Genomic DNA, 26,289 nt, shown 5'->3' with positions numbered 1-26,289 from the left:
TCCGGTTTGCCCCGCTTGCCGGCAGCAGTGTGAACGTCAGTGGGCACGGTTAGAGTTTTCACAGGAGGCTGCCATGAATACTTACACCACTGTGCCCAGCGGCGAACAGGTGGTCCAGGAACTGCCCTGGCGATGGAAAGTCCAGGGCCGGATCTTCGTGATCGGCGGCCTCGGCTTTATGTTCGATGCCTGGGACGTGACGCTCAACGGCATCCTCATCCCGCTGCTCTCGACGCACTGGGCCCTGGCTCCTGGCGAGGTGGCCTGGGTGGGTACTTCCAACCTGATCGGCATGGCCCTGGGCGCGTTTGTGTGGGGCACCATCGCGGACACAATCGGGCGCAAGAAGGCATTCACGGCCACGCTGCTGATCTTCTCCCTCTTCACCGTCCTGGGCGCCTTCTCCCCCGACTTCATCTGGTTCTGCGTGTTCCGCTTTATGGCCGGCTTCGGTCTGGGCGGCTGCATTCCAGTGGACTACGCGCTGGTGAGTGAGTTCACACCACGTAAGCAGCGCGGGAAAGTCCTCACCGCGATGGACGGTTGGTGGCCGGTGGGCGCGGCCCTTGCCGGCTTTGTGTCAGCCGGTCTCGTGGCCGTATTCGGCGACTGGCGGCTGACCATGCTGGTGATGGTGTTGCCTGCACTCCTGGTGTTCTGGGTCCGGCGCAGTGTGCCGGAATCCCCGCTGTTCCTCATCCGCAAGGGCCGCCGCGAGGAAGCGGCCAAGGTCATCGACGCCCTCGTGGTTGCCACAGGCGCCGAACCCCGCGCCTACAGCCTGCCGGACGCGCAGGAAGTTCCGCGGCTCTCCGCCGGCAGCGCCTGGCACCAACTGCGGCTCGTGTGGCAGTTCAACTGGAAGATCACGGCCACGGCCTGGGCCCTGTTCTTCAGTATCCTGCTGGTCTATTACCTGTCCCTGACGTGGATGCCGCGGATCCTGATCGGCGCTGGTTTCGCCGAATACAAGGCGTTTGTTACCACGGCGTCCATGGCGGCTGTTGGGCTCTTGGGTGTGGTCGTGGCCGCGCTGTTGGTGGAGCGTGTGGGCCGCAAGTGGATCCTGGCCATCACCGGCCCGCTGTCCGCGCTGACCCTGGTGATCGTGGCAATCGTGGTGGACATCCCGACGGCGGCGGTGTTCTGGCTGCTGGTGTTCGGCTTTGTGGTGCAGATAGCGATTCCGGTGCTCTACACGTATGTGTCTGAGCTGTACCCCACCGAGCTCCGCGGCACGGGTTTCGGCTGGGCGTCAACGTTCTCCCGGCTGGGCGCAGGTTTTGGGCCTCTGATATTTGCGAACTACTTCTGGCCCGAGCTGGGCCTGGCCACGTCCTTCGCCCTGGCCGGCGGGCTGGTGCTGGTGGCTGTCCTGTGGATGGCGTTCTTCTCCCCCGAGACCAAACAGCGCCGCCTCGAGTAGCCCCTCCTGAATGCTCTATCAGTTACGGTCGTTCTGAGCCCTCAGAACGACAACAAGTGATAGAGCATCGAGGGAATCAGGCGGGCTTCTGGGCGGCGGCGAGGGCGGCCAGGGTGTTGACCAGGATGCGGCGCTCCACGACCTTGATGCGTTCGTGCAGGGTTTCCTCGGTCTCCCCCGGTTCAATCGCCACGGCTTCCTGGGCGATGATGGGCCCGGAGTCCACCCCGGCGTCGGCCCAGTGCACCGTGCAGCCGGTGACCTTCACGCCGTACGCCATGGCATCGCGGACGCCGTGGGCGCCGGGGAAAGCAGGCAGCAGGGCCGGGTGGGTGTTGAGGTATTTGCCGTTGAAGGCCTCGATAAAGTCGGCGCTGACGATGCGCATAAAGCCTGAGGAGACCACCACGTCCGGGGCGTAGGAAGCGACGCGGGCGGTCAGTGCGGCGTCCCATTCGTCACGTGTGGGGAACGAGTTGAAGTTGACCACAAACGTCTCCAGCCCGGCTTCTGAGGAGCGTTCGACGCCGTAGGTCCCTTCCCGGTCGGCACCCACCGCGGCGATTTCGACGTCCAGCTCCCCTGACGTAACGGCGTCGATGACTGCCTGGAGATTGGACCCGGTACCGGAAACGAGGACTACGATGCGCATGGGTCTAGCTTATGGGCACGCTCGCGTAGGCTGGAAAACATGAACAACAACCCGGATCCCGCTGGCCAACAGCGGACCAAAGAGCCGCTCAGCGAGGCCGCCAAAGGCTCGCTCACCAAAACCCGCACCCTGTTCCGGATCTTCATTGTCACCGTGCTGGGCGCCTTCTTCGTCTACCAGCTCGACGTCAGCTACCTCTGGCTCACCGGCATCCTGACCGCTGCGAGCTTTGTGCTGGGTATCCTCCTGCTGGTCCGGTCGGCCAGGCTCAAGGAGTCAAAGCTGGTCCTGTTCGGCACCATCTCGGGACTCGTGGTGTCGCTGATCATGCTGCTGGTCATCCTGGCGACGGCACTGTTTTTCCGCCAGCTCCAAGACTTCCAGACTTGCTCACGGCAGGCCATCACGGACCAGGCGCTCTCCAACTGCCGGGTCCAGCTGGAAGGCTCGCTGCCGGGGCTCCCGTAGCAGCCACACCAGCAGCCACGAAAGACTAGCGGATCAGTTCCGCTTCCTCCTCCACGTGTTGCTGGCGTTCCAGCCAGGGACCGGCTGCGTAACCGATCACGACGCCGATCCCCACCTCCGCGGCGAGCCAGAGTCCCATCCACAAAGGGTCCGGTCCGATCGCGGTGAGTCGGCCGAGTCCTGCAGAACCGCGGGCCAGCCAGGCCAGTCCGGCGGCCAGCAGACCGGACACAACTCCGACCAGCGCGCCGAGGGCAAGCGTGGACACCGTGGCTGTGAACCAGGGCGCGTGCAGCTTGATGGAGAGCCACTCGTCGAAGTGGTTTTCGCCTTCGCGCAGGAACCACCAGCCGGCCAGGACACCCGCCAGAACCGGTACCGCTAGGGCCACGAACCCGTAGTCCAGCGGACCTGACGGGATCGCGGCGAAGACCGGGATGGACGGCAGCGGCCCGGTCGCGGTGCCCAGCGGACCCACCTGCGAGCCCACGCCCAGGGCGAAGCCCGAACCCGAGACCCAAGCCAGCGCAAAAACCACGAGGTTGGGGAGGTACCCAAGCTGCGCGATGGTGAGGGCGGCCCCGCCTATTGCGCCGGCGTCGAGCGCTTCATAGACAGCAATCACCAGGTTCCAGTGGATAAAGAGGTCCACCGCCAGGAGCACACCGGCGAGCGCAAACGCCGCCATAAGTGCCACACAGCTCGCCTTCGCCGCGGAGCCCAAATAGGAGCCGGCCCAGCGGGAATGCTGGCTGGTGCGCGAGATCCAGTCGACCGCGTCGACGCCTATCAGCCGGCTCCACGAGCCTGCCTCGCGGCGGGCGCCGATCACCATGCCGAGGGCAAACGGGATGAGCGGGATCAGCATTGCGAACCAGATGTTAATGACGACGTCGGCCGTTCGGCACACAAAGCCGGTGGCCGCGCCGAACGCCGAGTAGACCACCCACGACCCAAGCAGCGCCTGCCACAGCTGGTCCGTATAGGAGGCCCGGGCCAGACGCCGTCCCGCGCGCCAGGCGAGCAGGAACGGGATCAGGGTCAGGCCGAGAGGCACCAGGGTCAGCAGGCCGGAGCCCGGACTGCCGGCAGCGCCGGCCTCGCCGGACACCACGGCGAGCTCCAGCGGCACGCCGTGAATCACAAGCCAGGCCTGGCCAGCGAGGCGGGCCAGGGCATCAAAGGCGGTGTTCTGGAAACCCGCGGTGGCCCACACGGCCACAATGGGCACCACCGCCAGGAGCGCGGAGATGATGGCTGCCTGGGCCGTTTCGAGGGCTCCCTGCAGCCATAAGGGCATGGGAAGGCCATGGTCTCCGGTCTGATCAGCGCGCAGTTTCATCGTGTCCCATGGTGTCACGGCCGGGCCTTCAGGCCGGGCTTCGACAGGCTCAAATACCCCGCGAGACGTGCCTCACCAGAGTTCGTAGTCCTCCACGCTGATCAGGAACCCGTGACCCGTGCCGAGGTGGGCGCAGATCATCCGGCGCGGCTCCCGCGAGCAAACCATGTTGCCGATCCGCACGGCCTGCCCGTCCTCGATCCACGGTCCGGGGAACGTGGGCCCGGCCACCGTCTCCGCTTCCATCGGCGAGACGCCGTCCCCGCACAGGCCGTACTGCCCGCCGAAGTTCCAGGCGAAGTTCCCGGCGAAGCAGCGGACGACGACGGCGGGACGGCCGCCGCCGGTGAGGGCGCCGTCGTCGGGCGTTCAGTGTCCGGGCGCCTCGTCCGGGTCGCTCACCAGCAGCGCACCGACGGCCGGTGCCCGGCCCTCCGGGACCGTGACGCTGCAGGCGGTGGCGAGGAGCACAAGGGCGGCCACAAGCACGGTACGGGCGAGGATTGGCAAGGATGGCATAAGGGTCCCAGTCCAGCAGAAGGCCCGTTCTGTCGCTGGGCAGAAGTCCCCATCCGGGCTTGATTCGGCGCTTTTTTCACAGGTCCGCCGTAAAATTGGAATGTCCGCAATCAGTGGTTGGAGGCAGAAAAATGACTACCGCATCCCCACATGCACACGGCGTTCATTTCGGGCGCGCAGACGTCCAGAACGCCGGCATGGGAGCAGGTATTGTCTTGTTGTTGGTGGGTGTCCTGGGCTTTATCCCCGGCGTCACCACTCAGTACAGCGAATTGATGTTCCTTGGGCCTGATTCCAACGCCATGTTCCTTGGTGTGTTCCAGGTTTCCATGCTGCTGAATATTGTGCAGCTGGCCATCGGCGCAACGGGCTGGGCAATGTCCCGGACCGAACACGGCGCGCGTAATTTCCTTTTGGGCGCCGGTGCGCTGTACATCGTCCTCAGCATTTTTGGGCTCAGTGTCGGAGTTGATTCGGCGGCCAATTTCCTGTCGCTGAACATGATGGACAACTGGACCCACTTGGTGCTGGGCATTGTGATGATAGCTGGTGGCTGGCTGTTGTCCCGCAACATGGCCAGCGACAGGAAATAACCCGGAAGTGACAAGCCGGGAAATAGGAGCCGCGAATGAGAAATGATCCATAAGTTCTGAATATTCGTCCTACTGGCCGGTGCAGTTGCCGCGTTTCGCGAACAGCTGCACCGGCTTTTCGTGTGCCGGCGGCGGGCTGCCTGCCCTCAACCCACACCCTGTCGAAACTGAGCCTGCAACAATGAGCCCATGAACGCCATCATCCTGGGCTGGGACCCGGCCCGCTGGAACCGCTGGAACTACGCGGCTGTTGTTGAGCAGGTCGCTGCGACCGGCCTGCGACTTGAGCCGTGGGGCGTGGGGGTGGGCGTTGCCGCAGGCACTGATGTGTGGCTGCTCGTGCTGGGGGCGCAAGGTCCCGGCCTGATCGGCCATGGTGTGGTTCTTTCGGAACAGGAGGAGCAGCCCGAAGAACCAGCGCAGCCGGAACCCGCGACCGCTCCGGACCACGCTGAATTCATCGGGCAGGTGGCGTTCGATGCACTCCTTCCCCTGGGCGATCACGTGCCCGCCACGGTCCTTCGCGAGGCGGTGCCCGGCGTCGCGTGGGACGGGGACGACATCGCGGGTGTGGAACTCGGACCCGGCGACGAAGCCCCGATCCGCGCACTCTGGGCCACTCACGGGCCTGCGCAAGGAGCTGACCCAACACAACCGGTGCCCGGCACCTACCCGGCGAGCGCCGTCGTCCGCGCCACCGCCAACCGCTACGAGCACGACCCCGTGGCGCGGCGGGCCTGCATCGCGCACCGCGGCACCAACTGCGCGGCCTGCGGGTTCTCCTTCGAGCTGGCCTATGGCGAGGTCGGCGCCGACTTCATCCACATCCACCACGTAGTGCCCGCGGCGCAGCTTGGCAACGGCTACGTACTGGACCAGCTCACGGACCTGGTTCCGCTCTGCGCCAACTGCCATGCCATGGCACACCACGGGGTGAACCCGCCGCGCACGGAAGCCGAGCTGCGGCAAATCATGGCCACCGCCGGCTTCCTCCGCGGAACCACCGTTGCCCCTGAGGAGATCGAGGCCCAGCGGGTGGCCCGCGAGATCCTCGGCAAATAGAAACCGGTGATCGAAACAGCCCGCGCTCTGGACTCTTGGGCGGCCGCCAACCAGACTGTCTACAACAGCTGGCCAGCTGGCCGGAATTGGAGACACGCAATACCGGCAGGACCTGAGCAGCTGCCAGTATTGGGGCTTTCCTGGGAGGCCTGTTCCGCACGCGAAAGGACCTCGTCATGCCGGATCTGTCAGCATTCTTCCCGCTTCTTGCCGCGATTATCGGGGCAATACTGGTGGTCGGCTTTGTTTGGGGGGCCATCAAACTGATGTGGAAAGTGGCGGAGCCCAATGAGGCCCTGATCATCTCCGGCCTGACCCGCGGAACCCTGGAAACCCGGGCCGGAATGGACTTCAAGATTGTCACCGGAAAGGGCGCCCTGGTATTTCCGGGCCTGCAGACCGTCCGCACGCTTTCCCTGACGCTGAATGAAACGGAGCTGAAGGTTTCCTGCGTAACCTCGCAGGGCATCCAGGTAATTGTGGAAGGCGTGGTAATTTACAAAATCGGTGACGCCCCGCCGTTTATCGCAAATGCGGCCAGGCGTTTCCTGGGCCAGCAGCCGAAAATGGAAAGCCAGGTGTACAACGTCTTTGAGGGCCACCTGCGGTCCATCATCGGAAGCATGACCATGGAAGAGATCATCCGCGAACGGGACAAGCTGGGGTCCCAGGTCCGAAGCGCCAGCGGAGTGGAAATGGAGAAGCTGGGGCTGGTGGTGGATTCGCTGCAGATCAAGGACCTGCAGGACCCCACGGGGTACATCCAGAACATCGCCAAGCCCCACATCGCCCAGGTCAAGATGGAGGCCCGGATCGCGGAGGCCACGCGGAACCGTGAGGCGGCCGAGAAGGAGGCGGAGGCGGCTGCAATGATCGCGGACGCACAGAGCGTTTCGGCCATCCGGCAGTCGGTGGCGCAGGCGAACGCCGAGCGGGCCAAAGCCGAGGCCGCCCAGGCGGGGCCGCTGGCTGATGCGACTGCGCGGCAGCATGTCGTGGTCCAGGAAACGGAAGTGGCCAAGCTTGAGGCGGACCGGGAGGAGCAGAAGCTCCAGACCACTGTCCGGAAGCCCGCCGATGCCAAGGCCTACGCCAAGCGCACCGACGCGGAGGGCCAGAAGGCGGCGGACATCAGTGCCGCCGAGGCACTGGCGCGCCGCACGGAACTCGAAGCCCAGGCCAACGCCAGGCGGACGGAGCTGCAGGCCAGGGCGAACGCCACCGCCGCTGCAGCCGCGGCCGGAGCCACGAAGGTCACCGGCGAGGCCGAAGCCGCAGCCACCAGGGCCCGCGGTGATGCCGCGGCATCCGCCATCAAGGCCAAGGCGCTGGCCGAGGCCGACGGCATCAAGGCACGGGCCGAAGCGCTCGGGACCAACCAGGACGCCGTCATTTCGCAGCAGTTGGCCGAAAACATGCCGGCCATCATTGCCGCAGCGGCCGAGCCCTTCTCCCACGTGGGCCAGATGACCGTGCTGAACGGCGGCGAAGGCGTCAACAAGATGCTGGGCGGAATCCTGGCCCAGGTGGGCGACTACCTTCCTGCCCTGTCCTCGGCACTGAAGAACAGCCGGGAAGGCAAGCGCCCCCCGAAAGCCCCGGATGCATAAAGACGTTGACCGGAGCCTTACCGGCAAGATCGGCCGCGTGACCGGGCGCATCGGGCCCGGAACCCTCGGCGAGGTCATGCTGCCCTACCTTGGTGGCACCAACGCTTTCCATGCCCACCCCTACGACAAGACGAGCGTCTTCGCAGTCGGTGACGAAGTGCTGGTCATCTATTTCGAGCCGCCACAAACGGTCTATGTGGACGAACTCCCGAACGTGCTGCGGCACGGCGAGGTCGGCTGACCCCAAGCGCTGATCTGTTAACCCAACCTTTCCCTCCCCTCAACCCGGGTGACCCCGCCCCGACAGGCGCCGCGCCCACCGTGGAGGGGTGAGGATCGCAATTGTTGCCGAGTCATTCCTGCCGCTGATGAACGGGGTGACCCACTCCATCCTGAGGGTGCTTGAACACCTGGAGGACCAGGGCCACGACGTCCTGGTCATCGCCCCGTCCACCCACACCGTCGCCGAGTTCGCGGGACCTGCCGAGGTGGTTCACGGCGCGACGGTGCACCGGCTTCCTGCTGTTCCGCTGGCCGGCTACACCAACGTGCGAGTGGCGATGGGCGGTGTGTACCGGGTCAAGCGAATCCTTGCCGACTACGCACCCGACGTTGTCCACCTGGCGTCGCCCTTTGTCCTGGGCTGGCGGGCCGTACAGGCCGCGCATCAGTTGCGGATCCCCACCATAGCCATCTACCAGACCGAGGTTCCCAGCTACGCCGCACGCTACGGCGTGCCGTTCCTGGAGAACTGGGCGTGGAATCGTGTGGAAAACATCCACCTGCTGGCCACCCGAACCCTGGTGCCGTCCACCTTCGCGCTGAACCAGTTGCGCGGCCGCGGGATTCCGCGCGTGGGAATGTGGCGGCGCGGTGTGGATACCGCGCGGTTTTCGCCGGAAAAGCGCGACGCCGGGTGGCGGGCGACCGTTGCCCCTGGCGGTGAGCGGATCATCGGCTACGTCGGCCGGCTGGCCATCGAAAAGCAGGTGGAGGACCTGGCCGCGCTCGCCAACGTCCCGAACACCCGGCTGGTGATTGTGGGCGACGGACCCCAAAAGTCCGCCCTGCAGGAAGCCCTCCCGGACGCCGTGTTCACCGGGTTCCTCGGCGGGGAGGCGCTGGCGAAGGCGGTGGCGTCCTTCGACCTTTTTGTCCATCCCGGCGAGTTCGAGACGTTCTGCCAGACCATTCAGGAAGCCATGGCATCGGGGGTACCGGTGGTGGCCACCGGCCGCGGCGGGCCCTTGGACCTGGTGGAAAACTCCCGCACGGGCTGGCTGTACCAGCCCGGCGACCTGGCCGGTTTCCGGGCCCGGGTGATGGACCTGATGGGCGACGACGCCAAGCGCCGCGCGTTCGCAGCGGCAGCGCACGCCTCGGTCCAGGACCGGACGTGGCCTGTGCTCAGCGCCGAACTGGTGCGTCACTACCGATCAGTAATCACCGGCGAACCGGTGGTTGAACCTGTCCTACCGGTGGTTGAGCCTGGGCCCCCGCCCGCCGGGTTCCCTGGCCGAGCTTGCGAGGTTAGGGCGCGGGTGGGGAGCCAAACCAAGAGCGGAGCGTTCCTGTGAAAATCTCGGTGATCGGCTGCGGCTACCTCGGAGCGGTGCACGCCGCCACGCTCGCGTCCATGGGCCACACTGTGGTGGGCATCGATGTGGACGCCGCGAAGGTGGACCAGCTGGGCCGCGGCCTGGCCCCCTTCTTCGAACCCGGCCTGGACGAACTGCTCCGCGACGGACGCAGCACCGGCCGCCTCAGGTTCTCCACCGACGTCGCCGCTGCCGCCGGCGCCCAGGTCCATTTCCTGTGCGTCGGGACGCCGCAGTCCAAGACGTCCGACGGCGCCGACCTCACCTTCCTCGTCGCCGCCACCGAGGCGCTGCTCCCGCACCTGGCGAGGGGCGCCGTCGTCGTCGGTAAATCAACGGTGCCCGTGGGCACGGTTGACATGCTCCAGGGCGTCCTTGCGGGGCGGCCGGACGTGCAGCTGGGTTGGAACCCGGAGTTCCTGCGCCAGGGCACCGCGGTGAAGGACTCGCTGGTGCCGGACCGGCTGGTCTACGGTGTGGCGGGCGGACGCGCCGCGGCCTTCAACCCCAAGACCGGGGCGCCGCGCGCGGTGACGGCGGCGTTGGATGCCGTTTTTGAGCCGCTGCTGAACGCCGGAATCCCGCGCCTGGTGTGCAACTTTGCCACGGCGGAGCTGATCAAGTCGGCCGCCAACGCATTCCTGGCCACCAAGGTCAGCTTCATCAACGCCATCTCAGAACTGTGCGACGCGTCCGGCGCGGACGTGGCCGAACTCAGCGAGGCCATGGGCATGGACCCGAGGATCGGCAGCCGCTACATGCATGCCGGGCTGGGCTTCGGCGGCGGGTGCCTGCCCAAGGACATCCGCAGCCTCCGCACGCAGGCAGCCGCCCTGGGGGTTGACCCGGTCACCGACTGGATGGGTGTGGTGGATGCCATCAACATCCGCCAGCGGACCCGGACTGTGTCCTTTGCCGCGGAACTGTGCGGCGGCGGGCTCGCTGGACGCGCCATCACCATCCTCGGAGCCTCCTTCAAACCCGAGACCGATGACATCCGCGACTCCCCTGCCCTGGACGTCGCGGCCAGGCTGGCAGCCGCCGGCGCGCACGTGACGGTGACTGATCCGAAAGCCGTGAACCACGCTTGGCTGCGGTATCCGCAACTGCGGTTCGAAGCCTCTGCATCGCGGGCTTTGGAGGGTGCGGAGCTGGTGCTCCTCCTCACTGAGTGGGACGAGTACCGGCGCCTGAGCCCTGCCGCTGCGGGCGCTTTGGTGCGGCGGCGGGTGATCCTGGACGCCAGGAACGTGCTCGACGCCGCTGCCTGGCAGGCGGAGGGCTGGGTGGTCCGCGGGCTGGGCACCAATGCCGCTGTCAGTGTGGTTGCCGGGGCCAGCCTGACAGGAAGGCGTAACTCTTAGCCCGTTTCCACCGCCGCGGACCAGCAGAAGCGCGAATTTCCAGGCCCCCTTCCCAAGGGCCGCTCAAAAGTCACGCATTTTCGTACCGCGATCACAACCTGCACTTTATGATGTGCGTGGGGGCGGTAGCGCATGGGGGCGTCCAGGCGGCAGGACAAGGCTTTGAGGGCATCGAATTTCGGCGCGCTTCTGGATGCGAGCCCGGATGCGCTTCTGGCGGTCAACTCGGACGGCACAATCAAAATGGCCAACGCGGCGAGCAGCAGGCTGTTCGGTTACACGCACGATGAGCTGATCGGAAGCGACCACCGGCTTCTCCTGTCGGAGGGGTTCCGGAATGAAATGCGGCTGCTTCGCCAGCACTTGCAGGTGCGGGCCGATGAACAAGTGCCGCCGCGGGAAGTCTACGGACTGCACCGGGACGGCACAGAGTTCGCAGCCGAGGTAGCAGGTTCACTGCTCGACGACGGCGGATCGCAGCTGCTGCTGGTTTCTGTCCGGAGCACGGAGCACCGGAAGGGAGCGGACGCTGACCTTCGCGAGGCCATGTCACTGCTGACGGCCACCCTCGAATCCACCGCGGACGGCATCCTGGTGATCAGCTCGGACGGCAGTGTTGCCGGGTTCAATGACCAGTTCCTGAAGATGTGGAGCATCCCGCCGGAGCTCCTGGACGGTGACACAGAAGTCCCCATCATGCGGCTGATCATCTCCCAGGTTGCCAATCCGGAGGCTTTCATGGCCAGGCTCACGGAGGTCGTGGAGAACCCGGGGGCAGAAAGCCACGACGTAAACGGCCGCGCAGGCAGACTACCTGACCGCGCTGGATTGCGATTCGCTGCAGGGCTACCTATTCTCGCTGCCGGAGACCGGGCACCGGCAGGAGCTGGCCGGCCGGCAGGCGGAGACGCCCTGGCAGCGCTGGTGGCCAGGCGGCCAACAACCGCCTGACCCGCGCCAAGATCACGCGATGCGAGGAGAATGAACCTATGGACGTCGTTGTCATCGAAACGCGGCCGCTCGGGGACCGCAGCTACCTGGTCCACGACGGCGAGGTGGCGCTGGTCATCGATCCGCAGCGGGACACGGACCGGGTGGAGGCCGCCGCGGCGGAAGCCAACGTCCGGATCACCCACGTTGCCGAAACGCACCTGCACAACGACTACCTCACCGGCGGCCTCATCCTCGCCCGCGCCCACGGTGCCGTGTACCTGGTGAGCGCCAACGACGGCGCCGGGTTTGAGCACCAGCCAATAGCCGACGGCGGCACGGTCCAGGTGGGCCGGCTCACCGTGAAAGCCGTGGCCACGCCGGGCCACACCCACCACCACCTCAGCTACGTGGTCAGCGACGGCGAGGACCAGTCAGTGTTCTCCGGCGGCAGCCTGCTCTACGGGTCAGTGGGCCGGACTGATTTGGTCAGCGGCGAGGACACCGAAAAGCTCACCCATGCCCAGTACTCCTCGGTCCGCCGTCTGGCTGCCGAGGCCAGGCCGGACGCTGCCCTCTACCCCACGCACGGGTTCGGTTCGTTCTGCTCGTCCGGGCCGGCGTCGGGCGTTTACAGGTCCACCATTGCCGAACAGCAGGGCACCAACCACGCCTTTACGGATCCGGATGAGGACCACTTTGTGCGGGAGCTCATCAACAACCTGACCGCCTACCCGTCCTACTACGCGCACATGGCCCCGGCGAATCGGCAGGGCCCGGGGCCCGCGGACCTCACCGTGCCGGAATCCGTGGATCCGGAGGAGCTCAGCCGCCGGCTCGCGGACGGCGAATGGGTGGTGGACCTGCGCCACCGGGTAGCCTTTGCCAGCAGGCACCTGCAGGGATCGGTGAGTTTCGAGTACGGCCGCGGTTCCAGTTTCACCGCGTACCTGGGCTGGGTCCTGCCGTGGAACCAAAAGCTGACGCTGGTGGGGTCAGAGGAGGACGTCGAAAAGGCCATCCGGGACCTGTCCCGCATCGGCATCGACTCCCCCGATGCCGCCCTCGGAATGGACCCGTCGGCACTCGCGCCGGGCACCGCCGTCGTGCATTATCCGCGGGTGGGCTGGGAGGATCTGCTGCACCGGCGCAGTGCCGGGGACGTGGTGCTCGACGTCCGCCGGATAGATGAGTACGACGCCGGCCACCTCGCCGGGGCGGTGAACATCCCGCTGCATGAGCTGCTGACGCGGATGGCCGAGGTTCCGGCGGGCACAGTCTGGGTGCACTGCGCCACCGGATACCGCTCCGGGGTGGCGGCAAGCCTGCTGCAGCGCGCGGGCCGGCAGGTAGTTCATGTGGACGCGAAGTACGGTCCTTCTTGAGTTGTGAGGGATATCATAAGGATGCGTCTCCGTCCAGGTCTCGGGCGGGCCCGGGTCTCAAGCTTTACGGGTGACGGGCGCACCTATGGGGAGGGATCCGCGTGTCTCAGACCGGTCTTCTGGAGAAACGTCCCGCCGTCAGCAGGAGCACGGCCGGGCTGGGTTGGCTGATCGCGCTTGGTGCCGTGGTGCTGGGCGTGCTCGGAGCTTTTTTTGCTGCCAACACCGGCACTCCGGCGGCCATGGTGGCGGGCGATTCCGCCACTACGGTGGCCGCCCTGCTGGCCGGTTTCAGCTGCGCCCGGGCCGCGCGATTCGGAGGGGTGAACGCCCGGGCCTGGACCCTGATGTCGGCCGCGACCTATTTCTGGGCCGCCGGCATGGCCCTGTGGACGTACTACGGGCTCACAAACGACCACGTCTACCCCTTCCCGTCCCCGGCAGATGTCGCTTTCGTGGGGTACTCGGTGCCGGCGGCCGCCGCGCTGTTCAGCTTTAAGCGGCCCGGCGGCAATACGCGGGTGGAACTGCTCCGGTCAGTGCTGGACGCGGCGGTCATTGCCGGCTCTGTCGTGGCGATCAGCTGGTACGTGGTGTTGGGCCCGGCCATCAGTTCTACAGGCGACCTCCTGACCCGGCTCACCACCATGGCCTTCCCGGTGGTAGATGTGATCATCACGTCGCTGGTGCTGGTCCTGGCGATGCGCCGCCAGCCCGGCGAACGGCTGCCGTGGCTGTGCTTCGGTGGCGGCCTGCTGGTCCTGACCATCACGGACAGCATCTATGTGCGGTTGACGGACGACGGCGTCACGGGGTTCACAGGTTCACCGCTCGTCTTGGGCTGGATCATCCCCTTCCTCCTGATTGCGCTGGCACCGCTGCTCCCCTACGCGGAAAACCCGAGGCCGGACCGCCGGGCGTTTGCGCTGGCCCAGGAGCTACTCCCCTACGCACCCATCCTGGTGGCTGTGCTGGTGATCGCGGCCCCGCATGTAGACGAACTGAATGCCTTCATTTTGGTGGTGGCAGGGGTCACCGTGGCGCTCATCCTGTTCCGCCAGGTGCTGATCATCATCGAGAACCTCAAGCTGACCACCGGGCTGGAGCAGGAAGTAGCTGCCCGGACGGCTGAGCTGGAGGGCCTGGGCGCGATCGTGAACTCCTCAACGGACGCCATCCTGAGCACGACGCCCGGAGGCATCGTCACCAGCTGGAACCCGGGCGCCGAGCGGCAGTACGGCTACTCGGCAGAGGAGACGATCGGCCGCGACGCGCGGTTCCTGCTGCTGCCGGGCGGTATCGCCGGTGCCGCCATCGTATTCGAGCAGATCCGCGCCAGCGGCAAAGCGATGAGCTTCGAGATGGAGCACCTGACGAAGGACGGCGCCGTCATTCCCGTGTCGATGACCGTCTCCCCTATCCGGGACGATACCGGCCGACTCAGCGGGTTGGGCACCATCGCCAGGGACATCACCCTGCGCCGGGCCGCCGAACGGGAGCTGCAGGCCGCGCGGGAGGCTGCCTTGGAATCCAGTCGGCTCAAGTCCGAGTTCCTGGCCACCATGAGCCACGAGATCCGCACCCCCATGAACGGCGTGGTGGGGCTGACCGCGTTGCTGCTTGAGACCCCGCTGGACGAGACGCAGAAGCAGTATGCGCACGGCGTCAAGGGTGCCGGCGAAGCGCTGCTGGCCCTCATCAACGACATCCTGGATTTCTCCAAGCTGGAAGCCGGCAAGGTGGACCTGGACGTCCGGCCCTTCGACCCTCGCACGCTCGTGGAGGAAGTGGCGGGCCTGCTGACCGAGCCCGCGCAGGCCAAGAACCTGGAGCTCATCGCCTACTGCGAACCGGACGTTCCTGCCAGGCTGCAGGGCGATGCGGGCCGGATCCGCCAGGTGCTGCTCAATCTCGCGTCCAACGCCGTGAAGTTCACGGCGGCCGGTGAGGTGTCCATCCGGGTGAAAGTGGAGACGCCTGACGCCGAGCCCGGCGCAACAGCGACGGTCTACTTCGAGGTCCGTGATACCGGCATCGGCATTGATCCCACCCACCATGCACGGCTGTTCGAGTCCTTCTCCCAGGCGGACGCCTCCACCACCCGGCGCTACGGCGGCACCGGCTTGGGCCTGGCCATCTGCAGCCGGCTCACCGAAGCCATGGGCGGCGAGATCGGGCTGGACAGCGTGCCCGAGGAGGGCAGCACGTTCTGGTTCCGGATTCCGCTGCCGGTGGCTCCACCGTCCACTGATCCCGTGCCGGCCGCCGGTTTCCTCACCGGCCTGCGCGTCCTGGTGGTGGACGACAACGCCACCAACCGCCTCGTCCTGGAGTCCCAGCTGCGCGGCTGGAAACTGCAGCCGGAGGCGGTGCCGGATGCCCGAGCCGCATTGGCCCGCGCCCACCAAGCCGCAGCGGACGGGGTGCCTTTCCACCTCGCCGTACTGGACCTCTGCATGCCTGATACCGATGGCCTGGAGCTGGCCCGCGAACTCAAGGCCGACGCCGTCCTCGCGGACATCGAACTGATATTGCTCACCTCCTCCATGCAGGTCAACGCGGCCGAGATCGCCGACGCCGGGGTCCGCGAATGGCTCATGAAGCCGGTCCGCAGTTCCGAGTTCTACAACCGCCTGGTCCGGCTGATGTCCACGAGTGAACACCATGCCCCGGCGCCCTCCGCGCCCGGCCGGCCTTCCGACGCTGCGTCGTCCGCCGATTCGTCCGCTGAGTCGTCCGCTGAGTCGTCCCTTCGGGGGCCGTCACGGGGCCGCATCCTGGTGGTGGAGGACAACGAGGTGAACCAGCTGGTGGCCCGCGCCACGGTGACCAAGTTCGGGTACGCGGTCGACGTGGTGGCCGATGGTGCCGAGGCCGTGGCCGCCACCGCCGGGACCCGGTACGCCGCCGTCCTGATGGACTGCCACATGCCGGTGATGGACGGGTTCGAGGCCACGCGCGTCATCCGGCGGCGCGATGGCGGGGCCGGCCATCTTCCCATCATCGCGATGACTGCCGGCGCCCTGGATGGGGACCGGGAACGCTGCCTCGCCGCCGGCATGGACGACTACCTCGCCAAGCCGGTGGACGCCGTCGAGCTTGAAGCGGCACTTGCCCGCTGGGTCCCCGAGGAGGAACCGCATCTGGTACCTCAGTTGCACGACGCTCCCCAGCTGCTGGCCGTCACCGGTGGAAATGCTCCGGCGCTGGATGCGGACCGGCTGGCCATGTTGCGCGACCTCGGCCCGGAGGATGGCCTGGGCTTGCTGCCCGCAACGACGGAGGCGTTCCGGAAGGACGTTCCCGCACGGCTCGCCGCGCTGCGCGAAGCCGTGACCGACGGCGGCGGGCCGGCTTTGGCGCTGGCCGCGCACGCCCTGAAGGGTGCGGCGGCCAACATCGGGGCCACCGCCGTCGCCAGCCTGTGCGGCGAGCTGGAGGACATGGGCCGCGGCGGAATGCTCGACGGCGGCCCGCAGCTGGTCAGCCGGCTGGAAGCTGAGCTTGTGCGCGTCAACTTTGAACTTGATCTAGCGCTGGAGGTGGCACAGTGAAAGTCCTAGTGGCGGATGACGATCCGGGCTCGCTCCTGGTGGCCCGCGCCGCCGTCGAACGCTCCGGGCATGACTGCCTGACGGCGGCGGACGGTGACGAGGCGTGGGCCCTGTACCTGGAACACCAGCCCGATGTTGTGGTCACGGACTGGATGATGCCCGGGATGGACGGGCTGGCGCTGTGCCGGGCCATCCGGGGGCGCGAAGCGGACCTGTACACGTACATCGTGCTGCTGACATCGCAGGGGTCGCGAGACGATGTACTCGCCGGACTCGAAGCCGGCGCGGACGACTACGTCACCAAACCGCTGGACCCGTTTGTCCTGCAAGCACGTCTGCTCGTGGCGCTGCGGGTGACCACGCTGCACGCGGATCTGGCCCATTACCGGAAGGTGCTCTCGCAGCAGGCGCGGACCGATCCGCTCACTGGCCTGCACAACCGGCTCAAGCTCTCCGAGGACCTCGAACAGCTGCATGCGCGCAGCCAGCGGTACACGGAGGGATACAGCGTGGCCATGTGCGATGTGGACAACTTCAAGAGCTACAACGACATCTACGGGCACCAAGCGGGCGATCTCGCGCTGCGGGCCGTGGCGGGGGCGCTGGTGGGGGCGGCGCGGAAGAGCGACGGCGTGTACCGGTACGGCGGCGAGGAGTTCCTGCTGGTGCTGCCGAACCAGTCACAACTGAACGCCAAGGCCTTTATGGAGCGGGCGCTGGACACCGTGCGCGAGCTGGAGATTGTCCACTCCGGGGATCCGCTGGGGCAGCTGACGCTGAGCGCCGGGATTTCGGCGTTCACCGCCGAACACAGGGCCGACGCCGACACCCTCCTGGGCGAGGCCGACGCCGCGCTTTATGCGGCCAAGGCCGCCGGCCGGAACCGGGTGAAGCTGGCGCTGTAGCAGCGGCTACGCGGCTTTTTTGCGCTGCTTCGTCTGGGCCGGCTGGTTCTTGGCGGTCAGCGGCTTGGCAGGCTGCTGTTTGGCAGACTGCTGCTGCACCGGATGGTGGTTGACCGGATGCTGCTGGGTTACCGGGCGGTGCTGTGCTGGCTGTTTCGGGGCGGACTGTTTTGGGGCTTCCGGCTCGGCGGGCTGCGCCGGGGCCGGCGCCTCAGCCTGCAGTGCGGGCTCCTGAACCTGGCCGTCTGCCAGTGCCTGGTCCTGCAGTGCTTCGTCCTGAACCACAACGTCCTGCACGGCCTCGTACCCGGCGGTTCCGTCCTGTTCCATCTCAACCAACGCGTTCATATGGTTGCGGCGCCAGCGGCGGACCAGGTCCACACCGGCCAGAATGCCTGCCAGCGGCGTCAGGACAGCCGCAGCATAGACGAACAGCATCCACGTCAGGGTGGCCATGGGCGGCTGGTTGTTGTTCAGCAGCGAGAGTCCGCCGAACATGGCGATGATCCAGAACATCACCACGGCCGTCAGCACCGCGGCCGCGGGGAAGTACTGGTTGGTGACGATTTTCTTCAGGGTTTCCATGCAATTTCCTCCTGCCTGGCCGGGGTGCGGCGAGAGGCCGCATGAACACCAGTATGCGGCTGCCGGGCCGTGGATTTGCGCAACACGCAGGCGGTGGTGATGAACCTAACGGCGGCCCGGCTGAGACCGGTGATCGCGCCCCTCGAAATCCAGGTTTCGACAGGCTCAACCACGGAAGGACTGAGGCTCAACCACCGGCCGGGGCTTCCCTGCTGCAGGCACAGCCAATAGCGTGGATGCCAACTGCCCCTGATCTTGGAGATCCCCATGCGCAAAGTCACGTCCGGCCTGTTCCACTCCGTTGACGGCGTGGTCTCAGACCCGTTCCGCTGGCAGTTCGACAGCTTCGACGACGGCCTCGGCAAGGGCCTGACCCGCATGATGGAAAGCGTGGATACCGTGGTGCTGGGCAGGGTGAGCTACCAGGAGTGGGCCGGCTATTGGCCCACAGCATCGGTGGACGATGACTTCGCCGCCTTCATCAACCCGGTGGAGAAGTTCGTGGCCTCCCGGACACTCACGGAGCCGCTCGAGTGGCAGAACTCGCACCTGATCGAGGGACCGCTGAAGGAATTCGTCGCGGCCCTGAAAGAGCGCGACGGCGGCGAAATCGCCGTGACCGGCAGCATTTCCATAGTGCGCCAATTGCTGTTCGCCGGGCTGCTGGATGAGCTGACCCTGATCACCCACCCTGTGGTGGCCGGCAGCGGCCGGAAACTGTTCGAGGACGGCGACCCCGTGACGCGGCTGGGCCTGAAGGATCAGTACCGGACCACGAAGGGCAACGTCGTCAGCACCTACGGACTGCTGCGCGAATAGGGACCGCCACTCCCCCGTCAAACCCCGTTCCGCTCTATGCACTGACCAATAATCCGGGCGCCCTCAGGAAAGGCGCCCGGATTTGTCCCCGAATAATTGAGCCGGATGAACGGGCCGGCCGGTTCGGCTGGGAACCATTCGTTGCCGCCGGCGATGATCACCCCGGCGGCCTCGCAGTCGCGGGCCAGCCGTTCCAGGTCGGTCCCGTCCGGCAGCCGCGCCCACAGGTTCAGGCCGCCCTTGGGCACCTGCTCGATGTGCGCCTGCGGGGCGTGTTCGCGCAGGCTGGTGACCAGCAGGTCGCGGCGTGACTCGAGCTGGTGGCGGAGGCTGCGAAGGTGCGTCTGCCACCCGGGCTGCGTCACGACGTCGAGCGCTGCCGCCTGGAGCAACCCGCTGACATACATCGATTCGGCCGCCCGGTCCGCCAGGATGCGCTCCCGCGCCGGACCGCGGGCGATCACCGCGGCGACACGGATCGACGGCGAGACGCTCTTGGTCAGCGAGCGCAGGTAGACCACGTGCCCGGAGTCGTCGCGGGAGGCGACGGGCACGGGGTTGGAGGTGATGCCGAAGTCGTGCGCCCAGTCGTCCTCCACAAGGAACGCCCCCTTAGCGCGCACCACGTCCAGGACCTGTTCACGCCGTTCAGCAGACCACTGCGCGCCGGTGGGGTTCGCATAGTTGGGCTGCGCGTAGAAGAGCCGCGCGCCGGACTCCTCAAAGGCGCGCGCCAGCTCCGCCGGATCCGGTCCGTCCGGTCCGCTGGGCACCGGGACTATGCGCACGCCGGCCTGCGCGGCGGCCAGGATGGCACCCCAGTAGGACGGCGATTCCATCAGCAGCGGCTGTCCGCGGCCAGCGAGCGCGCTGAAAATTGAGCTCAGCCCGCTTTGGCTTCCAGGGAGTACGACGACGTCACTCGGGTTCGGCGGGGTGGTCCCGGCCGGTATCGAGGCACCGAGTTCGTGTGCGAACCACGATTGCAGTTCCGGCAGGCCGGCTGCGGGCGGACGGGACAAGGCTGCGTCGCCGCGGGCCGCCCGGGCGGGGCGGCCCGCACCAGCCGCTCGGGCAGGAGTTCGCGGTCCGGGTAGCCGGAGTGGAAGGAGATGGCATCGTTGGCCACGTTGCGCATGGTGCTGGAGGCCGGGGGCGGCGACGCCAGCGGGGAACGGAGGGCCGCCGTCTGCCAGCCGTAGTCGGACGGACGGGCGCTCCGGACGGCGCGCACGAAGGTCCCGACGCCGGGCCGGCTCTCGATAAGCCCCTGCGCCGTGAGCGTCTGCAGGGCCTTCTGTACCGTGACGGGACTGGCCTGGTACTCGGCGACGAGCGAGCGCGTGGACGGCAGCTTCGCACCGGGCGCGGCCGAAGAGATCCATTTCTTCAGGTGCGCCACAATCCGGGAACTGCTATCGTTGCTCATGAGAGACAATAGTAGCGCTACTACGCTTATTCGGCCAGTGGTACCGTCCCGTCAGTCCGTCGGACTCTGGTGGGGCCTCCTCGGAGTAGCGGCTTTCTCGTTCACTGTTCCGTTCACGAAGGTGGCAGTCGCATCCCTGTCCCCGCTGTTTATCGGGTCCGGCCGTGCAGTGGTAGCCGCCGCCCTCGCCGCCTTCGCGCTCGCACTCACCCGGCAGCGGCTCCCCCGCGGCACGCAGTGGGTGCGCCTAGCAGTGGTGGCCGCCGGCATCGTCGTCGGGTTTCCCCTGCTCACCTCCTTTGCGCTCACCACCACGCCGGCCAGCCACGGCGCCGTGGTGATTGCACTGCTCCCGGCCGCCACTGCGACGGCGGCAGTCCTCCGCGGACGCGAGCGTCCCCGGCTGGCGTTCTGGCTTATCACCGGCGCGGGCGCGCTGGCGGCCATCGGCTTCGCTTCCATGCAGTCCGGCGGGTTCGGACAACTGCACTGGGCGGACGTGCTGCTCCTCGGTGCCGTGGTGGCTGCGGCCATCGGCTACTCGGAGGGCGGACTGCTGGCCCGCGAACTCGGCGCCTGGCAGACCGTGTCCTGGGCGCTGGTGCTCGCGTCGCCGCTGATGGTGTTCCTGACGGCAGTCTCCGTCGCCCAGCAGCCGCCGTCCGGCACGCCCCTTCAATGGGCCAGCTTCGCCTACCTCGGCGTGGTGAGCATGTTCCTGGGCTTCTTCGCCTGGTACCGCGGCCTGGCCATCGGTCCCATGGCCCAGGTCAGCCAGATCCAGCTGATCCAGCCCGTGCTGAGCATCTGCTGGGCGGGCCTCCTGCTGGGCGAAGCGCTGACCTGGACCACCGTCATCGGCGGCATCGCCGTCATCCTCTGCGCGGGCGCCGCCGTCCGGGTCAGGGTACGCGTCCGGCTCAAGCCTGCCCCGGCTCAGCGCGCCGACCGCCACGCCACAAAACACCTCGAGCCCGTAAAGGATTAGTCCCATGTACACACCAGCCCATTTTGAAGCCGGCCCCGACGCCGTCCAAGACCTACTGACCCGGCCCGGCGCAGCCACCCTGGTCACCATGACCTCGCAGGGTCTGCTCGCCACGCTGCTGCCGTTCGTCTACGACCCCTCGGTGGGCGAGCACGGCGCGCTGCACACCCACGTGGCGCGGAACAACAGTCAGTGGTCCCAGCCCGCCATCGGAGAATCACTCATGATCATCCAAGGCGCGGACGCCTACATTTCGCCGTCCTGGTACGCGTCGAAGGCCGAGCACGGGCGCGTTGTGCCCACCTGGAACTACTCCACGGCGCATGTGTACGGCAACCTGGTGGTCCACGACGATCCGGCGTGGCTCGCCAGCCAGGTCAGGCGGCTCACCGGCGTCCACGAGGCCAGCTTCGACCACCCGTGGAGCGTGGACGACGCACCGGAACGCTACATCTCCGGCCAGCTGCGGGCCATCGTGGGCCTCGAACTGGTCATCACAAGGATCGAGGCGAAGACGAAACTCAGCCAGAACCGGCCCGACGCCGACATCGACGGCGTGATCGCGGGGCTCAGTGAGCGGGGGCAGTCCGAGAGCGCCGCCAACGTCGAACGCGCACGCTGACCGAAGCACGGCTCAGCGTGCGACGAGCGCCTCGCTGGCCTCCCACAGACCCTGTGCCAGCTCGGCGTCGTACGCCTGCGCGTTCGCCTTGGCCAGGGCGCGCTTGGCGTAGTAGGCGCCGGAGATCCAGTCGGTGCCGGCGGTGCCGTTGATGAGCCAGAGGAGGGTGTCGGCGCCCTGGTCCGGGGTGAGCATAAAGCGGTTGAGCAGTGTCTTGTAGGCGTGCCGCATGGGGCTGGTGGACTCTGCCGCGAAGTTGGTGCGGACCACGCCCGGGTGGAATGCCGCCGTCGTTATTCCCTGCTCGCCGAAGCGGCGGTGCAGCTCGCTGGTGAAGAGGATGTTGGCGAGTTTGGCCGTGCCGTAGGCGCGGTTGGTGGAGTAGCTGTGCTCCGATTTGAGGTCGAAGAGGTCCATTTTGCCGAAGCCGTTGGCCGCGCTGGCGGTGTTGATGACCTTGGCGTTGCTGGCGGTGAGGACGTTCATTAGCTCGATGGTGAGCAGGAACGGCGCCAGGTGGTTGATCTGGAAGGTGGACTCGTTGCCGTCCACCGTGAGCTGGTGCTTGCCCATGATGCCGCCGGCGTTGTTGGCCAGGACGTCGATGCGCGGGTAGTCGGACTTCAGCTGGGTGGCGAGGGTGCGGACCTGGCCCAGGTCGGCGAAGTCGCTGACGAAATAGTCGGCGTTGAGCTCCTTCGCGATGGCCCGTGTCTTCTCCTCGGAACGGCCGACGACGACCACCCGGTCGCCTGCCTGCGTCAGAGTCCGCGCGGCTGCCGCGCCGATGCCGTCGCTGGCGCCGGTGATCACGATGGTGCGTTGGCTCAAGGGGTGTCCTTTGGTTGGAGTGGGAACCTGGGAGGTGAGTGCGGACTGCTCCAAGCCTAGCGGCACGGCAATTCTGTCCCCGGCGCCTGAGCGGGCATAAGCTGCACAAAGAATCACACCTCAACCCTGGGAGAACCACCATGGAGATGGCCAAAGCGTCCGACGAAGCCAAGGAGCGCTTCCGCTCCGTAGTGCCGGACAACCCCGAAGTGATCGTCAAGCCGATGTTCGGCAACCTGGGCGCCTTCGTCAACGGCAACATGTTCGCCGGACTGTTCGGCTCCACGATCGGGGTGAAACTCTCCGACGCCGACAGGCAGGTGCTCGAAAGCACCGAGCGGACCGTCCCGTTCGGCCCGTCGGAGCGGCCCATGGGTGGCTACACCGGGCTGCCGGAGATGTGGAACGCCGAAGGCGACGGTGACGATGCGCGGGCAAAGGCCTGGGTGGAGAAGGCCTTCGAATACGTCGCGGAGCTCCCGCCCAAAGCGCCGAAAGCAGCCAAACCCCGCAAGTAGCGGCGCACCAGTAGTACGACGGCGGCGGGACGGCCAGCATTTCTGCCGGCGCCCCGCCGTCGTACTTCAGTCAGCCGTGGCCGGAGATGACGCGCTAACCTGCCACGCCGGCTAGCAGGAAGAGGACCGCCGCGATGGCGAAGCCCATAACGCCGATCAGGGTTTCCATAACGGTCCAGGTCCGCAGGGTGGTCTTGACGTCCATGCCGAAGAAGCGGCCCACCAGCCAGAAGCCGGAGTCGTTGACGTGGGATACCACCACGGAGCCGGCTGCCACGGCGATAACCAGGGCAGCGACCTGCATGCCGGTCAGGCCGGCGGTGGCCACGGCCGGGGCGATGAGGCCGGCGGTGGTGGTCAGGGCCACGGTGGCGGAACCCTGGGCGATGCGCAGGATGGCGGCGATCAGGAAGCCGGCCAGGATGAGCGGGATGCCCAGATTGCCCAGGACATCGGCCAGTGCGGCGCCAATGCCGGAAGCACGGAGGACGCCGCCGAACATGCCGCCGGCGCCGGTGATGAGGATGACGGAGCAGACCGGGCCCAGCGAGGATTCGAGCAGCTTCTCTATGGCGCCGGCGTCCTTGCCGCGGCGGGTGCCCAGGACAAACACGGCTACCAGGACGGCGATCAGCAGGGCCACCGGGGTTTCACCGATGGTGCGCAGGACCTGGAACCACTGCTCTTTCTTGACGGCTTCGGAGAGCGCTCCGGAGGAGGCAAGTGTGTTCAGGCCGGTGTTGATGAAGATCAGGACGAGCGGCAGGAGCAGCAGGCCGATGATGGTGCGGAAGCGCGGCGGGTGGGCTTCCGCCTCGGCACTGGCGTGGCCCAGGATTTCCGGTACCGGAAGGACCAGCTTCTTGCCGGTCCACAGGCCGAACAGGTAGGCGGTGACGTACCAGGTGGGGATGGCGGTGATGAGGCCGGCGATCAGGACCAGCCCGATGTTGGCATCAAAGAAGGCAGCGGCGGAGACCGGGCCCGGGTGCGGCGGAAGGAAAATGTGCATCACGGAGAACGCGCCGGCGGCGGGGAGTCCGTATCGCAGCACTCCCCCGCCCAGGCGGTGGGCCACCGCGAAAACGACGGGCAGCATAACCACCAGGCCGGCGTCGAAGAAGATGGGGAAGCCGAAGATCAGGGAGGCCAGGCCCAGGGCGAACGGGGCACGCTTTTCGCCGAAGACGCCGATCAGGTAGTCGGCCAGCACCTTGGCGCCGCCGCTGGTCTCAACGATGCGGCCGAGCATGGCGCCCAGCCCCACGAGGAGCGCCACGGTGCCCAGGGTGGTCCCGAAGCCGTTGATCAGCACAGGAACCACCTGGTTGGCGGGGATTCCGGTGGCGAATGCGGTTGCGAGGCTGATCACGATCAGGGCCACGAGTGCGTGCATCCGCAGCTTGATGATCAGGAACAGCAGCGCGACGATCGATGCCGCGGCGATGAGCAGCAGGGGGCCTGCGCCCAGCGTCTGGGTCCATCCTTCGATGACCATGGTTCTCCTTTGAAACAGAATTACTTGGGGATTGGGGAAAATTGGGCGGGCTCAGCAGGCGCTGAGTTCCGCCTGGGCGGGAAGCGTGAGGCCAGCCAGCACGGCGGTGACGATCTCCTCCGGGGAATTGGAGATGTCCAGGCGTAGGCTGCCGGCGGCAAGTTCGTTGCCGGTCAGCGGTTCCAGGGTGGCCAGCTGGCTGGGCAGGAGCGTGGGCGGCATGAAGTGGCCTTCGCGGCCCTGCATGCGCTGGCCGATCAGGTCGGCGCCGCCGTCGAGGTGGATGAACAGGACCCGGCCCTGTGCTTCGGAGAGCAGCTGACGGTAGCTCAGCTTGAGCGCGGAGCACGTGAGCACGGTGCTCTTCCCGGCAGCGGCATGTGCGGTCATCCAGCCCTGGATTTCCCGCAGCCAGGGCCAGCGGTCCTCGTCCTGCAGGGGAATGCCCTGGGTCATCTTGTCGATGTTGGCCTGGGGGTGGAACTCGTCCGCTTCGGCACAGGCCCAGCCAAGCTGCTGGGAAAGAGCTGCCGCAATGGTGGACTTGCCGGAACCGGCAACGCCCATCACCACCAGGTGCGTGGCTGGATACTGCATGTTTTACCTCCGAAGACGCCGTTGGCTAAGTGGAAAGCTAATTGGCGCATCTCACAGGGAACTGCGCTGGGAGATAAGGTATCACCATTTCAGACGACAGATACTATCTTTTGGTGTCACAAGTCATACCTTTGGGACTTTGTCGGTACGATTGGAGGGCGCGCAGGCGCAGAGGAAGGCAGGAAAGATGTCGACGGCGACACTACCGGACGCGGATGACGCGCACGACGGCGGGGCCTCCCCCGCCATGCATGAACGCGTACTCGAGGCGGTTGGCGTTGCCATTGCGGAAGGGAGCCTTCCTCCGGGCAGCCGGCTGACCCTTGAGGGCCTCCAGCAGGAGTACGGCATTTCCCGCACGGTTGCGCGGGACACCATGAAGGTCCTGGAGTCCATGAACCTGGTGTATTCGCGCCGGCGGGTGGGCATCGTGGTCCAGGAGCGCAGGCTGTGGAATGTCTTCGATCCCAAGCTGGTGCGCTGGCGCCTGGGCTCTGTCCGGCGCGACATTCAGTACAGCAGCCTCACGGAGCTGCGCATCGCCGTCGAGCCCATTGCGGCTGCCGGTGCTGCCCGCCGCGCGAGCGCCGCGGAACGGGCCAGGCTGGTTGTCCTGGCTGCAGAGCTGCGGCGGCTGGGCGAAGCCGGCGAACTCGAGGCGTTCCTGGCGGCAGACATCGAGTTCCATGGCCTGCTGCTCCAAAGCTGCGGCAATGAGATGTTCACGGCGCTCGAAGGCATGGTGGCCGAGGTGCTCACCAGCCGGACCAAGCAGGGGCTGATGCCCTTCAAACCGCGGAACGAAGCGTTACAGGCCCACGAGGATGTTGCGGCGGCGGTGGCCCGCGGGGACGCCGTGGGGGCGGAGACCGCCGTCCACCACATCCTGGACGAAGTCCGGAACGCGATGGGCCTGCACTGACTCTTCCCGGACACCGCGTTAGTGAGTAGCCTGCAAATAGGGGCTTATGCAAAGGGCCCATACGTGCCGTGC

The 26,289-nt window shown here is 66.8% G+C and carries 25 protein-coding genes and 1 pseudogene; 17 read left to right on the top strand and 9 right to left on the bottom strand.

Going from position 1 to position 26,289, the window contains the following annotated elements; all coding sequences use genetic code 11:
• Positions 1 to 73: 73 nt before the first annotated feature.
• The gene (locus tag ACQCSW_RS06210; RefSeq protein WP_426989971.1) at positions 74 to 1,426 is read left to right on the top strand and encodes an MFS transporter; all 1,353 of its coding nucleotides are present in this window, start codon (positions 74 to 76) and stop codon (positions 1,424 to 1,426) included.
• A gap of 76 nt (positions 1,427 to 1,502) precedes the next feature.
• Here ACQCSW_RS06210 and purN read toward each other — a convergent pair whose 3' ends face one another.
• Complete coding sequence (purN, locus tag ACQCSW_RS06205) at positions 1,503 to 2,078, bottom strand: phosphoribosylglycinamide formyltransferase (RefSeq protein ID WP_426989970.1); 576 nt, start codon at positions 2,076 to 2,078, stop codon at positions 1,503 to 1,505.
• Between the two features lie 39 nt (positions 2,079 to 2,117).
• Between purN and ACQCSW_RS06200 the strand changes: the two genes are divergently transcribed.
• Entirely contained in the window at positions 2,118 to 2,546 is a 429-nt protein-coding gene (locus ACQCSW_RS06200; protein WP_426989969.1) for a hypothetical protein, read from the top strand.
• A 25-nt stretch (positions 2,547 to 2,571) separates the two neighbouring features.
• Here ACQCSW_RS06200 and ACQCSW_RS06195 read toward each other — a convergent pair whose 3' ends face one another.
• From ACQCSW_RS06195 to ACQCSW_RS06185, 3 genes are all read right to left on the bottom strand, one after another.
• Complete coding sequence (locus ACQCSW_RS06195; protein ID WP_426989968.1) at positions 2,572 to 3,888, bottom strand: DUF6350 family protein; 1,317 nt, start codon at positions 3,886 to 3,888, stop codon at positions 2,572 to 2,574.
• A gap of 72 nt (positions 3,889 to 3,960) precedes the next feature.
• Positions 3,961 to 4,134 carry a hypothetical protein gene (locus ACQCSW_RS06190; protein WP_426989967.1) on the bottom strand — a complete coding sequence of 58 codons (174 nt, stop codon included), beginning with the start codon at positions 4,132 to 4,134 and terminating at the stop codon, positions 3,961 to 3,963.
• 123 nt (positions 4,135 to 4,257) lie between these two features.
• Positions 4,258 to 4,407: a hypothetical protein gene (locus ACQCSW_RS06185; protein ID WP_426989966.1), complete on the bottom strand. Its 150-nt coding sequence runs from the start codon at positions 4,405 to 4,407 to the stop codon at positions 4,258 to 4,260.
• Positions 4,408 to 4,538: 131 nt separating this feature from the next.
• Between ACQCSW_RS06185 and ACQCSW_RS06180 the strand changes: the two genes are divergently transcribed.
• The 10 genes from ACQCSW_RS06180 (at position 4,539) to ACQCSW_RS06135 (ending at position 17,408) form a co-directional block, all read left to right on the top strand.
• Complete coding sequence (locus tag ACQCSW_RS06180) at positions 4,539 to 5,000, top strand: DUF4383 domain-containing protein (protein ID WP_426989965.1); 462 nt, start codon at positions 4,539 to 4,541, stop codon at positions 4,998 to 5,000.
• Positions 5,001 to 5,189: 189 nt separating this feature from the next.
• Positions 5,190 to 6,062, top strand: coding sequence for an HNH endonuclease (locus ACQCSW_RS06175; RefSeq protein ID WP_426989964.1), 873 nt, complete (start codon positions 5,190 to 5,192; stop codon positions 6,060 to 6,062).
• A gap of 176 nt (positions 6,063 to 6,238) precedes the next feature.
• Positions 6,239 to 7,672, top strand: coding sequence for an SPFH domain-containing protein (locus tag ACQCSW_RS06170; protein ID WP_354249365.1), 1,434 nt, complete (start codon positions 6,239 to 6,241; stop codon positions 7,670 to 7,672).
• A complete protein-coding gene (locus ACQCSW_RS06165) occupies positions 7,665 to 7,913 on the top strand; it encodes a hypothetical protein (protein WP_426989963.1) in 249 nt (82 codons plus the stop codon). The genes ACQCSW_RS06170 and ACQCSW_RS06165 overlap by 8 nt, the downstream gene beginning before the upstream one ends.
• An 88-nt stretch (positions 7,914 to 8,001) precedes the next feature.
• Positions 8,002 to 9,249 (top strand): glycosyltransferase family 4 protein, encoded by a 1,248-nt coding sequence (locus ACQCSW_RS06160; protein ID WP_426989962.1) that lies wholly within the window; start codon positions 8,002 to 8,004, stop codon positions 9,247 to 9,249.
• On the top strand, positions 9,246 to 10,634 hold the full coding sequence (locus tag ACQCSW_RS06155) for a UDP-glucose dehydrogenase family protein (RefSeq protein ID WP_426989961.1): 1,389 nt from the start codon (positions 9,246 to 9,248) through the stop codon (positions 10,632 to 10,634). Before ACQCSW_RS06160 ends, ACQCSW_RS06155 begins: the two co-directional genes overlap by 4 nt.
• A 162-nt stretch (positions 10,635 to 10,796) precedes the next feature.
• A complete protein-coding gene (locus ACQCSW_RS06150) occupies positions 10,797 to 11,585 on the top strand; it encodes a PAS domain-containing protein (RefSeq protein WP_426989960.1) in 789 nt (262 codons plus the stop codon).
• Positions 11,586 to 11,623: 38 nt separating this feature from the next.
• A complete protein-coding gene (locus tag ACQCSW_RS06145) occupies positions 11,624 to 12,949 on the top strand; it encodes an MBL fold metallo-hydrolase (protein ID WP_426989959.1) in 1,326 nt (441 codons plus the stop codon).
• A 101-nt stretch (positions 12,950 to 13,050) separates the two neighbouring features.
• Positions 13,051 to 16,503, top strand: coding sequence for a response regulator (locus ACQCSW_RS06140; RefSeq protein WP_426989958.1), 3,453 nt, complete (start codon positions 13,051 to 13,053; stop codon positions 16,501 to 16,503).
• Positions 16,500 to 17,408, top strand: a complete 909-nt coding sequence (locus ACQCSW_RS06135; RefSeq protein WP_426989957.1) for a GGDEF domain-containing response regulator — start codon at positions 16,500 to 16,502, stop codon at positions 17,406 to 17,408. The genes ACQCSW_RS06140 and ACQCSW_RS06135 overlap by 4 nt, the downstream gene beginning before the upstream one ends.
• 6 nt (positions 17,409 to 17,414) lie before the next feature.
• Here the strand turns inward: ACQCSW_RS06135 and ACQCSW_RS06130 are convergent, their stop codons facing one another.
• A complete protein-coding gene (locus ACQCSW_RS06130; RefSeq protein ID WP_426989956.1) occupies positions 17,415 to 17,993 on the bottom strand; it encodes a hypothetical protein in 579 nt (192 codons plus the stop codon).
• Positions 17,994 to 18,260: 267 nt separating this feature from the next.
• Here ACQCSW_RS06130 and ACQCSW_RS06125 point away from each other — a divergent pair, with 267 nt between their 5' ends.
• A complete protein-coding gene (locus ACQCSW_RS06125) occupies positions 18,261 to 18,812 on the top strand; it encodes a dihydrofolate reductase family protein (protein WP_426989955.1) in 552 nt (183 codons plus the stop codon).
• Between the two features lie 17 nt (positions 18,813 to 18,829).
• On the opposite strand, the pseudogene ACQCSW_RS06120 reads toward ACQCSW_RS06125, so the two are convergent.
• Positions 18,830 to 20,241: pseudogene (locus ACQCSW_RS06120) on the bottom strand (PLP-dependent aminotransferase family protein).
• Here ACQCSW_RS06120 and ACQCSW_RS06115 point away from each other — a divergent pair.
• Positions 20,240 to 21,229, top strand: coding sequence for a DMT family transporter (locus ACQCSW_RS06115; protein ID WP_426989954.1), 990 nt, complete (start codon positions 20,240 to 20,242; stop codon positions 21,227 to 21,229). The pseudogene ACQCSW_RS06120 and the gene ACQCSW_RS06115 sit on opposite strands and share 2 nt — an antisense overlap.
• Before the next feature lie 4 nt (positions 21,230 to 21,233).
• Positions 21,234 to 21,851 carry an FMN-binding negative transcriptional regulator gene (locus ACQCSW_RS06110; RefSeq protein ID WP_426989953.1) on the top strand — a complete coding sequence of 206 codons (618 nt, stop codon included), beginning with the start codon at positions 21,234 to 21,236 and terminating at the stop codon, positions 21,849 to 21,851.
• A gap of 12 nt (positions 21,852 to 21,863) precedes the next feature.
• Here ACQCSW_RS06110 and ACQCSW_RS06105 read toward each other — a convergent pair whose 3' ends face one another.
• Positions 21,864 to 22,682 carry an SDR family NAD(P)-dependent oxidoreductase gene (locus ACQCSW_RS06105; RefSeq protein ID WP_426989952.1) on the bottom strand — a complete coding sequence of 273 codons (819 nt, stop codon included), beginning with the start codon at positions 22,680 to 22,682 and terminating at the stop codon, positions 21,864 to 21,866.
• A 140-nt stretch (positions 22,683 to 22,822) separates the two neighbouring features.
• Between ACQCSW_RS06105 and ACQCSW_RS06100 the strand changes: the two genes are divergently transcribed.
• The gene (locus ACQCSW_RS06100) at positions 22,823 to 23,200 is read left to right on the top strand and encodes a TfoX/Sxy family protein (protein WP_426989951.1); all 378 of its coding nucleotides are present in this window, start codon (positions 22,823 to 22,825) and stop codon (positions 23,198 to 23,200) included.
• A gap of 94 nt (positions 23,201 to 23,294) precedes the next feature.
• On the opposite strand, the gene ACQCSW_RS06095 is transcribed toward ACQCSW_RS06100, so the two are convergent.
• Together ACQCSW_RS06095 and ACQCSW_RS06090 are read right to left on the bottom strand one after the other, a co-directional pair.
• The gene (locus ACQCSW_RS06095; protein WP_426989950.1) at positions 23,295 to 24,698 is read right to left on the bottom strand and encodes a GntP family permease; all 1,404 of its coding nucleotides are present in this window, start codon (positions 24,696 to 24,698) and stop codon (positions 23,295 to 23,297) included.
• Between the two features lie 51 nt (positions 24,699 to 24,749).
• On the bottom strand, positions 24,750 to 25,295 hold the full coding sequence (locus ACQCSW_RS06090) for a gluconokinase (protein WP_426989949.1): 546 nt from the start codon (positions 25,293 to 25,295) through the stop codon (positions 24,750 to 24,752).
• A 187-nt stretch (positions 25,296 to 25,482) separates the two neighbouring features.
• On the opposite strand from ACQCSW_RS06090, the gene ACQCSW_RS06085 reads away from it, so the two are divergent.
• Positions 25,483 to 26,217, top strand: coding sequence for a FadR/GntR family transcriptional regulator (locus tag ACQCSW_RS06085; RefSeq protein WP_426989948.1), 735 nt, complete (start codon positions 25,483 to 25,485; stop codon positions 26,215 to 26,217).
• Positions 26,218 to 26,289: the final 72 nt, after the last annotated feature.

The organism is Pseudarthrobacter sp. Y6 (assembly GCF_050156205.1).
Lineage (GTDB): Bacteria > Actinomycetota > Actinomycetes > Actinomycetales > Micrococcaceae > Arthrobacter.
This window is presented reverse-complemented; position numbering and strand designations above follow the sequence as displayed.

Bases quoted from the DNA above. Each gene is read 5' to 3' on its own strand.
- ACQCSW_RS06210 (WP_426989971.1), top strand. From the start codon at position 74: ATGAATACTTACACCACTGTGCCCAGCGGCGAACAGGTGGTCCAGGAA.
- purN (WP_426989970.1), bottom strand. From the start codon at position 2,078: ATGCGCATCGTAGTCCTCGTTTCCGGTACCGGGTCCAATCTCCAGGCA.
- ACQCSW_RS06200 (WP_426989969.1), top strand. From the start codon at position 2,118: ATGAACAACAACCCGGATCCCGCTGGCCAACAGCGGACCAAAGAGCCG.
- ACQCSW_RS06195 (WP_426989968.1), bottom strand. From the start codon at position 3,888: ATGAAACTGCGCGCTGATCAGACCGGAGACCATGGCCTTCCCATGCCC.
- ACQCSW_RS06190 (WP_426989967.1), bottom strand. From the start codon at position 4,134: ATGGAAGCGGAGACGGTGGCCGGGCCCACGTTCCCCGGACCGTGGATC.
- ACQCSW_RS06185 (WP_426989966.1), bottom strand. From the start codon at position 4,407: ATGCCATCCTTGCCAATCCTCGCCCGTACCGTGCTTGTGGCCGCCCTT.
- ACQCSW_RS06180 (WP_426989965.1), top strand. From the start codon at position 4,539: ATGACTACCGCATCCCCACATGCACACGGCGTTCATTTCGGGCGCGCA.
- ACQCSW_RS06175 (WP_426989964.1), top strand. From the start codon at position 5,190: ATGAACGCCATCATCCTGGGCTGGGACCCGGCCCGCTGGAACCGCTGG.
- ACQCSW_RS06170 (WP_354249365.1), top strand. From the start codon at position 6,239: ATGCCGGATCTGTCAGCATTCTTCCCGCTTCTTGCCGCGATTATCGGG.
- ACQCSW_RS06165 (WP_426989963.1), top strand. From the start codon at position 7,665: ATGCATAAAGACGTTGACCGGAGCCTTACCGGCAAGATCGGCCGCGTG.
- ACQCSW_RS06145 (WP_426989959.1), top strand. From the start codon at position 11,624: ATGGACGTCGTTGTCATCGAAACGCGGCCGCTCGGGGACCGCAGCTAC.
- ACQCSW_RS06130 (WP_426989956.1), bottom strand. From the start codon at position 17,993: ATGGAAACCCTGAAGAAAATCGTCACCAACCAGTACTTCCCCGCGGCC.
- ACQCSW_RS06125 (WP_426989955.1), top strand. From the start codon at position 18,261: ATGCGCAAAGTCACGTCCGGCCTGTTCCACTCCGTTGACGGCGTGGTC.
- ACQCSW_RS06115 (WP_426989954.1), top strand. From the start codon at position 20,240: ATGAGAGACAATAGTAGCGCTACTACGCTTATTCGGCCAGTGGTACCG.
- ACQCSW_RS06110 (WP_426989953.1), top strand. From the start codon at position 21,234: ATGTACACACCAGCCCATTTTGAAGCCGGCCCCGACGCCGTCCAAGAC.
- ACQCSW_RS06100 (WP_426989951.1), top strand. From the start codon at position 22,823: ATGGAGATGGCCAAAGCGTCCGACGAAGCCAAGGAGCGCTTCCGCTCC.
- ACQCSW_RS06095 (WP_426989950.1), bottom strand. From the start codon at position 24,698: ATGGTCATCGAAGGATGGACCCAGACGCTGGGCGCAGGCCCCCTGCTG.
- ACQCSW_RS06090 (WP_426989949.1), bottom strand. From the start codon at position 25,295: ATGCAGTATCCAGCCACGCACCTGGTGGTGATGGGCGTTGCCGGTTCC.
- ACQCSW_RS06085 (WP_426989948.1), top strand. From the start codon at position 25,483: ATGTCGACGGCGACACTACCGGACGCGGATGACGCGCACGACGGCGGG.